This window comes from Paradesertivirga mongoliensis, from assembly GCF_024436395.1.
GTDB lineage: Bacteria > Bacteroidota > Bacteroidia > Sphingobacteriales > Sphingobacteriaceae > Paradesertivirga > Paradesertivirga mongoliensis.
Window position 1 is genome coordinate 992,065 of sequence record NZ_JAFMZO010000002.1, and the last position, 13,741, is coordinate 1,005,805.

At 42.2% G+C, this 13,741-nt stretch carries 10 protein-coding genes; 5 read left to right on the plus strand and 5 right to left on the minus strand.

All coding sequences use genetic code 11. From position 1 onward, the window contains the following. Nucleotides 1–25 precede the first annotated feature (25 nt). The gene (locus J3P43_RS10455) at nucleotides 26–1,756 is read left to right on the plus strand and encodes an APC family permease (RefSeq protein ID WP_255901965.1); all 1,731 of its coding nucleotides are present in this window, start codon (nucleotides 26–28) and stop codon (nucleotides 1,754–1,756) included. 80 nt (nucleotides 1,757–1,836) lie between these two features. Here the strand turns inward: J3P43_RS10455 and J3P43_RS10460 are convergent, their stop codons facing one another. Beyond that, complete coding sequence (locus J3P43_RS10460; RefSeq protein ID WP_255901968.1) at nucleotides 1,837–3,801, minus strand: KUP/HAK/KT family potassium transporter; 1,965 nt, start codon at nucleotides 3,799–3,801, stop codon at nucleotides 1,837–1,839. Between the two features lie 186 nt (nucleotides 3,802–3,987). Here J3P43_RS10460 and J3P43_RS10465 point away from each other — a divergent pair, with 186 nt between their 5' ends. From J3P43_RS10465 to bcp, 4 genes are read left to right on the plus strand one after another with little or no spacing between them, the layout of a single operon-like run. Then, nucleotides 3,988–4,527 (plus strand): T9SS type A sorting domain-containing protein, encoded by a 540-nt coding sequence (locus tag J3P43_RS10465; RefSeq protein WP_255901970.1) that lies wholly within the window; start codon nucleotides 3,988–3,990, stop codon nucleotides 4,525–4,527. Nucleotides 4,528–4,559: 32 nt separating this feature from the next. Continuing rightward, nucleotides 4,560–5,171 carry a fumarylacetoacetate hydrolase family protein gene (locus J3P43_RS10470; RefSeq protein ID WP_255901973.1) on the plus strand — a complete coding sequence of 204 codons (612 nt, stop codon included), beginning with the start codon at nucleotides 4,560–4,562 and terminating at the stop codon, nucleotides 5,169–5,171. Further along, nucleotides 5,158–6,882 carry a M23 family metallopeptidase gene (locus tag J3P43_RS10475; RefSeq protein ID WP_255901975.1) on the plus strand — a complete coding sequence of 575 codons (1,725 nt, stop codon included), beginning with the start codon at nucleotides 5,158–5,160 and terminating at the stop codon, nucleotides 6,880–6,882. Before J3P43_RS10470 ends, J3P43_RS10475 begins: the two co-directional genes overlap by 14 nt. A 4-nt stretch (nucleotides 6,883–6,886) precedes the next feature. After that, entirely contained in the window at nucleotides 6,887–7,351 is a 465-nt protein-coding gene (bcp, locus tag J3P43_RS10480; RefSeq protein WP_255901977.1) for a thioredoxin-dependent thiol peroxidase, read from the plus strand. Nucleotides 7,352–7,453: 102 nt separating this feature from the next. Here the strand turns inward: bcp and J3P43_RS10485 are convergent, their stop codons facing one another. The 4 genes from J3P43_RS10485 to J3P43_RS10500 are packed head-to-tail and all read right to left on the minus strand — an operon-like array spanning nucleotide 7,454 to nucleotide 13,737. Further along, on the minus strand, nucleotides 7,454–9,439 hold the full coding sequence (locus tag J3P43_RS10485; RefSeq protein ID WP_255901979.1) for an OmpA family protein: 1,986 nt from the start codon (nucleotides 9,437–9,439) through the stop codon (nucleotides 7,454–7,456). 14 nt (nucleotides 9,440–9,453) lie between these two features. Then, on the minus strand, nucleotides 9,454–10,425 hold the full coding sequence (locus J3P43_RS10490; RefSeq protein WP_255901980.1) for a PorP/SprF family type IX secretion system membrane protein: 972 nt from the start codon (nucleotides 10,423–10,425) through the stop codon (nucleotides 9,454–9,456). Nucleotide 10,426: 1 nt separating this feature from the next. After that, nucleotides 10,427–11,674: a T9SS type B sorting domain-containing protein gene (locus tag J3P43_RS10495; protein ID WP_255901981.1), complete on the minus strand. Its 1,248-nt coding sequence runs from the start codon at nucleotides 11,672–11,674 to the stop codon at nucleotides 10,427–10,429. Next, nucleotides 11,674–13,737, minus strand: a complete 2,064-nt coding sequence (locus J3P43_RS10500) for a phage tail-like protein (RefSeq protein WP_255901982.1) — start codon at nucleotides 13,735–13,737, stop codon at nucleotides 11,674–11,676. Before J3P43_RS10500 ends, J3P43_RS10495 begins: the two co-directional genes overlap by 1 nt. Nucleotides 13,738–13,741 lie beyond the last annotated feature (4 nt).

Genomic DNA, 13,741 nt, shown 5'->3' on the forward strand with positions numbered 1-13,741 from the left:
ATATTTGGCATAGTTGATAAAAAATATGGCTAAAAATTACTTCCGTAAGAAACCTGTTTCAACTATCCTGACCGACATCCAGCAGGGATTTACCGACACTGAAAATGCCAAATCCGGTATCACTCACCTAAAAAAGGTTCTGGGGGTAAGAGACCTCACTTTTATGGGAATCGCTGCTGTTATTGGCGCCGGCATCTTCTCCACTATTGGCCAGGCGGCATTTGAGGGCGGCCCCGGTGTAACGATACTATTTATCCTGACCGCAATCACTTGCGGTTTCTCTGCTTTGTGCTACGCTGAATTTGCCTCAAGAATTCCTGTTTCCGGGAGCGCATACACTTATGCTTACGCCTCTTTTGGTGAGTTAATTGCCTGGATAATAGGCTGGGATCTGTTAATGGAATATGCTATCGGGAATATCGCGGTAGCCATATCATGGAGTGAATATTTCACCAACCTGTTAGAAGGGTTCAATATCCACATGCCCGCGTATCTTACCATGGACTATTTGTCGGCTATGCGGGCAAATGATAAACTTCTGCAATTAACCGCTTCCGGGAATATCACCGAAATAACAGACCATCTGAAGTATCAGGCTTATGCATGGAATAATGCTCCCGGCATAGGCGGCGTAAAATTGATCGCCGATCTGCCGGCACTTGGGATTGTTTTTCTTATCACATACCTGGTTTACATCGGCATTCGCGAAACAAAACGGGCTACCAACACTATGGTTATACTCAAGATAGCTGTAGTACTGGGAGTTATAGTAGTGGGCTTATTTTATGTAACTCCGTCCAACTGGAGCCCCTTTCTTCCAAATGAATTTTCGGGGGTGATGAAAGGCGTTTCGGGGGTTTTCTTCGCCTATATCGGCTTTGATGCGATTTCTACTACTGCAGAAGAATGCAAAGACCCTCAGCGAGACTTGCCCAAAGGAATGATCTATTCGCTGATAATTTGTACGGTACTCTATATCCTGATTGCACTTGTGTTAACTGGGATGGTAAATTACAGTGAATTGCAGGTGGCAGATCCGCTTGCATTTGTGTTTAAACGGGTTGGCTTAGACGAGATCAGCTATTTAATCTCCGTAAGTGCCGTGATTGCAACTGCCAGTGTGCTGCTTATTTTTCAAATGGGCCAGCCTCGTATTTGGATGAGTATGAGTCGTGATGGACTTTTGCCGAAAGCGTTTTCAAGAATACATCCCAAATATCAAACGCCCGGTTTTGCCACAATAGTTACCGGATTTGTTGTGGCCATACCAGCTCTCTTTATGAACCTGACAGAGGTAACAGACCTTACCAGTATCGGAACCCTTTTTGCATTTGTATTGGTCTGCGGCGGTGTTTTGCTACTCGAAAAAGATGAGAATCGCCCGGCGGGAAAATTCAGGATACCTTATATTAATTCGAAATATATTGTTCCCGGCTTACTTATCGCAGCACTGGCTACGTTTTGGTCGCCAATTATCGGCTTGTTCGAATTTGAGGGAGGATGGCATCAGTATAAAGATACCCTACCCTATTTCTTGTTTATGATCGTGGCGCTTGTTATAGCGGTGCTAAGTTTCCGTAAAAATCTCTCGCTTATCCCCGTTTTGGGGATGTTAAGCTGCTTATATCTGATGACTGAATTGGGATACAAAAACTGGGAACGTTTTTTAATCTGGCTCGGGATAGGCCTAATAATCTATTTTACCTATAGCTATAAAAACAGCCGCCTCAATAGGACAGATATCCCGACAAAATAAGGCTATCCCTTTGACGACCTGACAGACAGTGCCAATCGAAGCTCACCATACCCGATACCTTGTTTCCGGTCACCCCCCTTTTAATTTGTTCTCTTCAACTGGATATTTTCGTTATACGACACAACCAACGGAACCTTCTCTACCGTCACAAAACTCAGATCCAGTCCAAAACCACGTTCTTCTGATAACGCCAGGTGCTTAAGAACAAAATAATAATCCATAATTAAGCGCTCTTTAAAAGTTAAACGATTGGCTTTAGACAATACCTTTTCGAGCACAACAAAGCGAAAATCGCCTACTATCTGGCGTTTATTCAACGAGTCATAACGGCTTGTTATATCTACCTCGCCTTTTTTAACGAGCTCTTCTACCACAAGTCTGAATAAGATATTGATTCGCTGCTCAATCCGGAAACCCAGCTTAAAGTCAATTCTGATCAGCTTACCCGGAACAAGAAACTCAACTTTATATTCTAAAGTATGTGGCTCATCGGTAACATCAACATGCACCAACCAGTATACATCCGCCCGTTTAGGTTGCTTCTGCAATATGGAATAGATAATTTTCGACTCTAGCTCAGAACTGAAATTAGCGCTGGTTAAATAAACCAGTTGAGAAGCATATTTTGGAACTGTGGAATCTTCACTCAATTCCTGTAAAATGGGGAAGTAGTCCTCTATCTCTACAAATTTCACATACCGGTTCTTGATTTTTCTGGCCGATGACCAGCCGTACATCACAGAGAAGAAAAGAATAGAAAGCAGTAAGGTAAACCAGCCACCATGCATGAATTTTGACAAGTTAGATACCAGAAACATTAACTCCAGCAATCCATACACAGAGGCAAAAATAACAATGAGATAAGTTGGAAATCGCTTTCGCGATAAATACACACTCATCAATATAGTGGTCATCATAAAGGTCAGAGTAATGGCCAAGCCGTATGCCCCTTCCATATTTGCCGACTCTTCAAATATTAAAATCACTACAACACAACCAACCCAGAGCAGCCAGTTAATAGAGGGTACATATAACTGCCCCTTCTGATTAGAAGGATAATTGATCTTAACCTTCGGCCACAAATTTAACCGGACAGCCTCTGAGATTAGTGTAAATGACCCGGAAATCATCGCTTGTGAGGCAACTATAGCTGCCGCCGTCGCGATAGCAATCCCGATAATAAGGAACCATTCCGGCATAAGCTGATAGAAAGGATTCAGTCCTTTTTCAAGAACATCACCCTGGTGTTGCCATAACCAAACGCCTTGTCCGAAATAGTTTAGAAGAAGACAACTTTTTACATAGATCCAGCTTACTCTGATATTGGAGCGGCCACAATGACCCAGATCTGAATATAACGCTTCCGCTCCTGTAGTACACAGAAATACCGCAGCGATAATATAAAGAGCACCAAACTCGCCCTCTTGAAAATTGATCGTATTTGCGATGATCTTGTATGCGTAATAAGGGTTAATCGCCTTAAAAATCTCAGGAAAATAAATCACATAACTAATGCCGAGAACAGCCATCATGGTAAACCATACAAACATAAGCGGACCGAACGCCCGGCCGATCAGCGAGGTTCCGAACTGCTGTATGATAAAAAGACAAGATATGATTGCAATGACAATCGGAATAGTTTGAAGCTCGCTATTGTATATTCTTAATCCTTCAATTGCTGCAGAAACAGTAATCGGAGGAGTGATCATGCCATCGGCCAGTAAAGAGGCTCCGCCTATCATCGCGGGAATTACAAGCCATTTAGCCTTTCTTTTAACCAGGGATAACAATGAGAAAATCCCACCTTCACCTTTGTTATCTGCTCTGAGGGTTATAAGGACATACTTTATGGTAGTTTGTAAACTGAGCGTCCAGAAAATACAAGACAGTCCGCCCAAAATAACATCGGCTCTTATTTCGTTTCCTTCACCAATAATTGCTTTGAAAACATATAACGGGGAGGTTCCAATGTCGCCGTAAATGATACCCAAACTAACCAGCAAGCCTGCTGCGGATAGCTTATGTAGGTCTTTATGATTTGCCACCTATCTTTTTCTAAATGTGCACAAATGTACATTATGACCAAGAATAAACAAAGGTGTTTTTGCCTTGCCTTCAATACACTCGCTGGTATGTTATTTGATGTTAAAAAGTGTTAAATTGATTTATAATTGAACGCCTAACAAGGTTTATAAATATTTTATCTTTAGATTTGTATCAATAGTTACTGAATGAAAAAATTTTACTCGCTTGTCATCTTATTTAGCTTCCTATTAATGTCGGCCCACGCGGCTTTCGTTAGCAGGACTACCTTATTGATGCGAGTTGATGGAATTACAGACTCGGCAAAAAAATCGAGAACCATTTCGAAGATAACTGATACCCGTCCAGGTAAACCGTCGGAAATTAAATCGGTTAAACTAAACATTATACCGTTTAAGCCCACTATCAGAACTATTCCAGCAAGTTCTTCACAAATTGCTAAGAATGCGAGCAGCACGGATAGCAAAATTTTAAGCAACGTAAAAATTTATCCAAATCCCGTGGCCGACCATCTGAACCTTTCTTACTTTGTAAATAAAGATTCAAATGTTATTATTAAGATAATGGACATTCTGGGGAATGAAGTAACCACGCTTTTGTCTCAACGCCTGGCCGCAGGAGAACAAATAAATTCTTTTCCAATCTCGTCAAGCCTGAACAGCGGCTATTACTTTGTACGGATTATCGTTGGTGGCGAAACCATCGTGAAGAGAATCTCAGTTCTGTAAAAAATCAGCTTTTTTAATAATATCTTCGCAGCATGAAGATTATTGCTGTGGGGCGTAACTATGCAGAGCACGCCAAAGAACTAAACAATCCGGTTCCTGAAAACCCCGTCATCTTTATGAAACCCGACACGGCCGTTCTAAAAGATAATAAGCCATTTTATCATCCCGACTTTTCCCAGGACATTCACCATGAAATAGAAATTGTACTCAAGATCTCGAAAGAGGGGAAACACATTGCCTCTCGTTTTGCAGGAAATTACTTTGAAGACATTGGCCTGGGAGTGGATTTCACGGCCCGCGATATCCAAAAGAATCATAAAGAAAAAGGCTTACCCTGGGAACTTGCAAAAGCTTTTGATAATTCCGCGCCGATCAGCCGCTTTATACCCAAAAATTCCTTCGAATCTATATATAATATAAATTTCAGACTCGATATTAACGGAACAACCGCACAGCAGGGAAACACAAAACAGCTTCTTTTTTCGTTTGAAGATTTAATTGCTTTCATTTCTCAATACATCACCTTAAAAAAGGGAGATCTGATCTTCACAGGTACGCCTGCAGGAGTAGGAAAGATTGCAATTGGAGATAAACTAACAGGTTATATTGAAAACGAAAAACTACTCGATTTTGAGATTAAATAACAAATACATTCTACTCCTCGCCTTAAGTCTTTTTTATTCAAGTCAAATCCTTTCACAGGAAGTCATTAAAAGCAGAGAATATCCTCGTGATTTCAGACCACCGCTAGACCTCGCGCCCTCGCTAGCCGGATCGTTTGGAGAGATCAGATCAAATCATTTCCATTCCGGACTAGATTACAGAACGAATCAGCGTGAAGGTTATCCGGTTTACGCTGTTGCTGACGGATATATCTCGAGACTGAGGGTTCAGATTGGAGGTTTTGGAAATGCAGTTTACATTAATCATCCTAACGGATACACTTCCGTGTATGCGCATTTGCAACGCTTTAACAATCGCATCGCACTTACCATTAAGGATTTTCAATATCGCAAAGAGTCATACGATGTTGACTTCCCGCTTATCCCTATCGAAATTCCCGTAAAAAAGGGCGATATCATCGCATGGTCTGGCAACACAGGAAGCTCTGGCGGACCTCATCTGCATTTTGAACTAAGAGATACTAAAACCGAAGAAACAATTAATCCGCAGCTGTTCGGCATCGATATCCCTGATAAGGTAAAGCCAGTTATCTCGGGGCTGTACATGTATCGTTTGAACGGACAACCTTTTTCTGAAAAGACGCCAAGCCAATATTTTCAGGTGAGTGGCTCGAATGGGAATTACCAGCTCAATCAATCTCCTGTCATAAACTTCGACAACGAAGTGGGCTTTGGAATCGTTACACACGACCAGCAACGCGCAGGCGGAAATAAAAACGGCGTTTATTCTATTGAACTTTTTTTAGACGGTACAAGGATTTACACATCGGCACTCGAGCGCTTTGCCTTCGAAAACAGCAGAGCAATCAATTCTCATATTGATTATCCCGCACTTATCTCTTCGGGCCGAACTATTCAGAAAAGCTTTATAGAACCGGGCAATCCGCTTAGAATCTATCCGGAAGCCATAAACAGAGGCTTAGTAAACTTGAACGACGACTCTGTTCATCAGATGCGATACATCATTAAAGATGTGATCGGCAATACCAGCATGTTAAACTTCAGAATAAAAAGAAATCCGAAGGCAACTCTTTCTACACCCGAAACCAATGGCATGCAATGGTTTAAGCACGCCGATTCGAGCAGGTATTCTACTGATAAAATACATATCGCCATCCCCGCCGGGGTGTTATACAGCGACATTAATTTCAAATATTCTTCTGCTGCCCGTCCGCAAAATGGATATTCGGCGGTACACCATATTCATACCCGTTCAATTCCAGTACATAAAAATTATCACCTCTGGATTAAACCAGATGCGAATCTGCCGGAAGAGCTTAAAGACAAAGCTGTTGTGGTTGATACCCGCGGTGCTTATCACGGGGGCGTTTACGAAAATGGGTTTATAAGGGCCAGCCCCAGAACCTTTGGAAGCTTTTACATCCGGATAGACAATGTTGAGCCTGTGATCCGACCGGTAAATATATCAGATGGCAAATCGATGGCGGGCATCTCGAAGATAATCCTGAAACTCTCGGATAATTTGTCTGGAATCCGTTCCTTCAGGGGCACGATCGACGGGCAGTGGGTCTTATTTGAATACGATTCGAAAACATCCACTTTATGGCATACATTTGAAGAAAGCTTAAGCGCTGGTAAACACCTGCTTCAGTTTACTGCTACCGACATGAAAATGAATATTAGAACGTATAACGTAACTTTTTACAGATAGAATTATGTCAGAATTAAAAGAGGGAGATGTAGCCCCAAAGTTCACTGCTAAAGATCAAAACGGGAAAACTGTTTCTTTGGAAGATTTCACCGGTAAGGATGTGATATTATATTTTTATCCTAAGGATGATACCCCTGGATGCACAGCGGAAGCTTGTAACTTTCGCGACAACTACCAGTCTCTGCAGCAACAGGGATTTACGGTAATTGGGGTGAGTACAGATGATGAGCATTCGCACCAGAAGTTTGCCAATAAGTATCAGCTGCCATTTACTTTAATCTCCGATACAGACAAAAATATCGTGGAAGCTTACGGAGTTTGGATCGAAAAGAACATGTACGGGAAAAAATATATGGGAACCGCCAGAAAAACCTTTATTATCGATAAAAACGGTATAATCAAAAAGATCATCGACAAAGTGGATACTGCTGCATCATCGCAGCAAGTTTTAGATCTCTTGGCGAAGTAAGTTATCTCAAGACGTTTCGACGATCAGGTATTATCTGTCGAAACGTCTTTGTCCCGAATACCCTTGCGAAAAATCCAGATTTGCTACAATCTGCAAGAAGCCTTATTTTCTTTTGAAAGGTGCGGAGGATGTAGTTATACTGGCAACCGGATTAATTTTCACTACTTTAAACTCGGTTCTTCTGTTCAGCTGATGATCTCTGACAGAACATTTTACTCCGTCGCGACAACGATTCAATAATTCTGTCTCTCCCAAACCAACTGCCGACAGTCTGGAAGATGCAACGCCCTGCTTTACGAGGTAATTCACCGCAGACTGGGCGCGCTTTTGTGACAACCATTTGTTGTAAACAGCTTTTCCACGCGAGTCTGTATGTGAGCGTAACTCGATATTTATATTGGGCATATTGTCCATAAATGAAACCACTTTATTCAGTTCGACCGTTGCGTCTGGCCGGATATTCCATTTGTTAAAATTGTAATAAATATTCTGAAGCTTAACCATGTAGGTATCTTTAGAACGCTCGAGTTCAAACTTTACGTTAAATACAGTAGACTCTTTCAAACCCAATGTGGATATACTTCCCTCTTGCTTTGAGTAATACTGAGCCTGATTTCCTGTAATAACGTATTCGGCTTCCGGAGATAAGTCAAAATGAAATTTACCCTGAATATCAGAGAAGGTGCTTTGCTGCTGACCAGTCGTTTTATTCAATAAAATAACTTCCACATTGCTCAACACCGTGCCAGTTGATTTGTCGCTCACTTCTCCGTCTACAGCGAAGAATAAAGCCGCGACGGGTTTCTCCTGAGGCACAATCTGGAATTTGTAAATATCATCCAACCCTAAGCCACCCGGCCTGTTAGACGACAGGTACCCATTTAATTCGTCGGTAAAATTAATTCCAAAATCATCATTTGGAGAGTTGATAGGCGCCTTTAGGTTTTCTGCCAGCTCAAATTCGTTGTAGGCTCCCTTTGAAGTAAAAATGTCCAATCCGCCCATGCCAACGTGCCCCTTTGATGAGAAGTAAAGTCTTCCATCCTGGCGAACAACAGGGAAAACATCATCCTCTGAGCTGTTGATATTTGATCCGCAGTTCACTGGTGATCCCCAAGATCCGTCTGCCTGGCGCTGTGCCGCATAAATATCCATTCCTCCGCGCCCTCCCGGCATATCTGAAGCGAAATAGAGTATGGCTCCGTTTGGAGATAGAGCCGGATGCTGAATTGAGAAGCTCTCGTTATTTAAAGAAATAGGAACCGGTACCGACCAATTAGCGCCGCTTTTACGTGAAGTATAAATCTTTTTGGTAATGAAAGCCGCTTTCTTCTTTTTTCCTTTAGGACTTTCGGTTAAGGTAAAATAAACTGTGTCGCCTGATGAAGTAAAAATTGCAGGTCCAGTGTGAAACTCCTGATTCAATACCGGCATCAAAGTAGCCTTGAAGGTGTCTCCCTGTTTAGTTGCCTGATACATTTTCAGATATGGATTTCCAGTCCAACCGTATACGGGCGCCTTCTTTTTATCGTCTGTGCTTTGAACAAACCATCTGTCGGACGTAAAGACCAAGTCATCCTTGAATTTAACAGGCGAAAATTCAGAATTTTCGCTATTCAGAGTTTTAACGTTTTCAATACGAACATTAGGATCCGGGTTTTCGGCCCACATCCTCCCCACTTCGGTAGTATTTGCTAAACGAGTGGCCTCTTCAAGTTTATCCGGCTGCTTCTGACCCCACAAAATATAGTTCTTTTTGGCTTCTTCGAATTTGCCATTTTGCTTCAGGGCGTCAGCGTAATATTTATAGTTAATCGGGTTAGCTCCCGGAAAGGTTAAAACTTTGGCGTATGCGGTTTCGGCTCCTTTACTGTCATTGATAAATCGATAGCAGTTTGCAAGCTTCTGAGCCACTTCCAGGCTGGGCTTTTTTTGCATTATTTTCTGATAAATATTGAGCGCAAGCTTATAATCGTATGTTTCATAATACTTATTTGCCTGCTTAATATTATCAGAGAAGATATTTCTGGGAGAGAAATAAAGGATAGTGCAAACTAAAGACGCCAGTAAAAGCTTTTTGTGTTTCATCCAGAGCATTAAAATTAAAAGTAGCGGGGTGTAAGCAGCGCACTTTTCTTGTTTTTATTCAACACTACACCCAATGATATTTCATGGGTTCCGTTGGTATAATTTCCAAGATCTGCCAGGGAATAATCATAAGAGTATCCAACGCGAAGATTTTTAAGAAAAAATGTTTCTACCACACCTACCAACGAATTTTGATTAAATGTACCACTATTCAAACTGCTTTTTTTCCACAAGTTAACACCCGAGCGGTACGAAGCCCCGATCCACACCGATTCTTTAATCAGCACAAACGAGTTAACATCCAGACTAGTAGGGCCTTTAGTATCTTCACGCAATAAAAATGAAGGCTTTAATTTAAAATTTGGATTTAAATCAAACAGGTAACCGGCGGTCAGAAAATAATGGCGGCCGTGCCTTGCGATGGTATTTTTACCAACCTGTTGATAATTTATAGAATTTGAAAACAGATTAGTCGCCGAAAACCCTGTATAAAATTTTGAATTGCTGTAATGGATTCCAAACCTGGCATCCGGAACAAAATAAGTTTGCTTATTAGCAAAGTTAGGATCAGTTTCATCCTGAACCTGAGCATCGGAAGAATTTAAAGAATACTGTCCCACACCAAACGAGACACCAAAAGCAAGCCTTGCATCTTCGCCAACAGGAAGCCTGTAAGCGTAATTTGCGTGCGCTGAATTTTGTCTTTGCAATCCTGATTTATCGCTTACAATAGATAATCCCAGACCAACTTTTTTATCGGTTCCAAACGCTCCGTCGGCTATAAACGTTTGTGTTTTAGGAGCACCGTCGAAGCCAGTCCACTGATCACGATGTAATAGCCCGATATTCTGAGTTTCACGATAACCAGCGTAAGCGGGATTAATAACCAGCGAATTAAACATATACTGGCTGTATTGAGCATCCTGTTGTGAACTTGCAGATTTAAATAGTATTAATAGAAGGATGAGCGTTAGGTATGGTTTCATATTAATTCTTTTTTATCATCGTGATAAAACCCTTAAATACACGAGGTTGATTTTCGATTTGCGCGGTTAAAACGTAATAATAGGTTCCGGGTTGTAAATTGCCACCATCCCAGGCTTTTTCATTGGTATAACCTTTCGCACTAAATACCTCATCACCCCAGCGATTATAGATACTAAGCTTATTATCAGGATAAAGATCAATATTGTTGATAGTCCAGGTGTCGTTCCTGTTATCACCATCAGGCGAAAATGCATTGAAGAAGGTGAATGGATTAACGCCGCCAGCTTCAGAACTAAATGTAAATGGTGTGTTGTGAAACACCTGATTTGAACTGAATTTTATACTGGTGTTCAATTTACTTCCATTTAAATCATCATTATAGTCGCCGGGAGTGGTGGTTGACGGAGCCGCTTTTTCCCATTGCAAGTAGTTGCCCCAGCTTACCAGTTGTGTACTCCCGGTCTCGTGACTTGAGTTTTGGTAGAATGTAACATCGAATTTCGACGTACCGCCTTTTTGACTTAGGATATAGTAATATTTATCAGATACAGCTTTTACATCGTATCTCTTCTTTGTGATATCATATCCGCCAAGCGTCGGATCGGATGGTATTAAAGAAGCGGAAAAACTGTTGTTTCCCAAAGAACCTTGAGGTTTAAACTCTAAGGGTCGGTACAGAGTCGCCACGCCTGTGAAGCCATTAGGTGCAGAGCTTCCCAAAGGGAACAAATAACTGGCATCAGTATTTGTATTTCTAACCAAAGTGCCTTTAGTATTGGTGCTAATAAATCCCGTTCCCGGGATAATGGCCCCCGGATCAGGGTTGAGAACATGGATAGAATACGATTCCGCTTTTAGCTGCCTGTCTCCCAATGACAAGATGCCGTTTTCATTGATATCGATATCAGTTTCGAGCGTTTTATCGCCTGTTCCTTTTAAAGTAAGACTTGGGAAGACGATGCGCGATCCGCTCAATATTTGCGCGCCACCAGAGAGGATAACTTCGCCTTTCGACTGTGAACCGAACAGGTCTGATTGGAGATCGCTGTTGAAGATGTTTCCGCCTTTAACTTCTATTTGACCATCATTCTGAACAATACCTTTTTGGTTTATGAAGTCGGCGTCAACATACATCAGGCTACCCGGAGAGAGCATGAGGGCGTTACCTTTGTTTACCAATTGGGCATAGCTGTTACAAGCAAACAAGCAAGCCGCACCTAACAATTTAACTATTAGACAGGTTCTCATTATTTGTTGATTACGCCAATACTATAATTCATTGAAACCGGATTAAGAGCAGCAGCGGTGGCATTATAAAATTTCACTTCTACTGTTCCATCTACGGATACACGAGCATAGCTAATCATAACTCCTGTTGGTAAAGGACTTTCTGGGGATACTATCACGGCTGCATTTAGACGGGCATTGGAAACCAAGAATGTCTGTGTAACCGCCTTTGATGGGTCTATCTGCGGAACGTCAGCAGACACAGTCTCGTGGATAATGCTTTGCAGAACTGTCCCATTATTACCTAATTTAAAGTCGCCTTTTACGTGTAATAAAGCTTCAGGGGTTGGTGTTCCTATACCAACTCTACCATTAGGTAGTATCCTCATTTTTTCGGTATTTTCTGTAGCAAGCAAAAGTGGTTTCGAATCAGACGTGCCAAGGTATTGAGAAATATTTCCAGCTGTATTAGGATTACCCCCCAACGTCCAAAAGCCCGCTGTAGAAGCAACTTTAGACCCGTCGTTAAACGTTAATTCTAATTGCCCAAATTCAGTTGAAATTAGATCATTGTTTAAAACTGAAATAGCCGTCACACCTTTTGCGTCAGAACCTTTAACTACACCCGCGTTTTTTACAGTTCCATCAGTCATGGTTAATGCAAGGTTTCCGGTTACGGCGTCTACCGCAGCACTTTGTACTCCGAGACCGTCAGTACCTTTTACCACACCGGCATTCTTTACAGTTCCATCGGTCATGGTCAGTGCAAGGTTTCCGGTTACCGCGTCTACTGCAGCACTTTGTACTCCGAGACCGTCAGTACCTTTTACAACACCCGCATTTTTTACAGTTCCATCGGTCATGGTCAGTGCAAGGTTCCCTGTTACTGCATCTACCGCAGCACTTTGTACCCCAAGACCGTCGGTGCCTTTTACAACACCTGCGTTTTTTACAGTTCCATCGGTCATGGTCAGTGCAAGGTTTCCGGTTACCGCGTCTACCGCAGCACTTTGTACTCCGAGGCCGTCAGTACCTTTTACCACACCCGCATTCTTTACAGTTCCGTCAGTCATCGTTAATGCAAGGTTCCCTGTTACTGCATCTATCGCAGCACTTTGTACCCCAAGACCGTCAGTACCTTTTACCACGCCGACATTTTTTACAGTTCCGTCAGACATGGTCAGTGCAAGATTCCCCGTTACAGCATCCACCGCGGCGGTATTTATACTTAATCCATTCGCCCCCTTCAACTCAGATAAGAAGGTGGTACCATCTTTTAGCTCGTTTCCCGGAATCGTTCTCCATAGATCCAATGCAGATTGGCCATCAGCGCCTTTTACAGGTGTTGATGTGGTAAAAACATTTGTAGTAATACCATCACTTACCGTTACTACCAATTGCCCTGCGCCATTAATCGAGACCCCGGTAACACTCTTTCCATCAGCTCCGGGCTTACCTACAATTAGATTTCCGATCCGGGTTCCCCATGCTCCCGCTGTTTTTTTGAATATATCTCCCGAAACAGTGTTTAAATAATAATCTCCATCAACCGCTGCTGCAGGGGTCGCACTGGTAGGATCAACTTTTTCAGTGTACCATGTTGCGCCAGCGGCACCTTTATCGCCCGTATCCCCTTTAAGCTCATTAAAAAAGTCAGTTAACGATTTATTTGCGTTGCCCTGCTGTGATTTCCAAACTTCATACGCTGATAATCCAGCCGCACCACTACCAACCTCTACCCAATTGTCATTCTTCCAAACAAATAATGTACTTACATTAGGAGTAACACTATCATCTAGTACGTAAACAAGCATCCCGTTGTATTTTGGAGCAAGCTGGCCGGGCTGCAAAAGCGCATCGCGATTCGCAACTGTCAACCTCGGAATCAACAATCCTTTATTCGTAGCGGTAATATCTAAAATCGCTTTATCATTAGGATCAAGAGTTCCAATACCAACCGACCCGCTCGGCGCTTGCGCCAGGGCAGTCAATGAAACAGTCAAGCTAAAAGCCAGGGCAAAGCAGCATTTAAGAACTCCTTTATTTGTTGCTTTGGAAGACGGAGTGGGTAGAGATATTCCCATATTC

Bases quoted from the DNA above. Each gene is read 5' to 3' on its own strand.
- J3P43_RS10495 (WP_255901981.1), bottom strand. From the start codon at position 11,674: ATGAGAACCTGTCTAATAGTTAAATTGTTAGGTGCGGCTTGCTTGTTT.
- J3P43_RS10500 (WP_255901982.1), bottom strand. From the start codon at position 13,737: ATGGGAATATCTCTACCCACTCCGTCTTCCAAAGCAACAAATAAAGGA.
- J3P43_RS10455 (WP_255901965.1), top strand. From the start codon at position 26: ATGGCTAAAAATTACTTCCGTAAGAAACCTGTTTCAACTATCCTGACC.
- J3P43_RS10485 (WP_255901979.1), bottom strand. From the start codon at position 9,439: ATGAAACACAAAAAGCTTTTACTGGCGTCTTTAGTTTGCACTATCCTT.
- bcp (WP_255901977.1), top strand. From the start codon at position 6,887: ATGTCAGAATTAAAAGAGGGAGATGTAGCCCCAAAGTTCACTGCTAAA.
- J3P43_RS10490 (WP_255901980.1), bottom strand. From the start codon at position 10,425: ATGAAACCATACCTAACGCTCATCCTTCTATTAATACTATTTAAATCT.
- J3P43_RS10465 (WP_255901970.1), top strand. From the start codon at position 3,988: ATGAAAAAATTTTACTCGCTTGTCATCTTATTTAGCTTCCTATTAATG.
- J3P43_RS10470 (WP_255901973.1), top strand. From the start codon at position 4,560: ATGAAGATTATTGCTGTGGGGCGTAACTATGCAGAGCACGCCAAAGAA.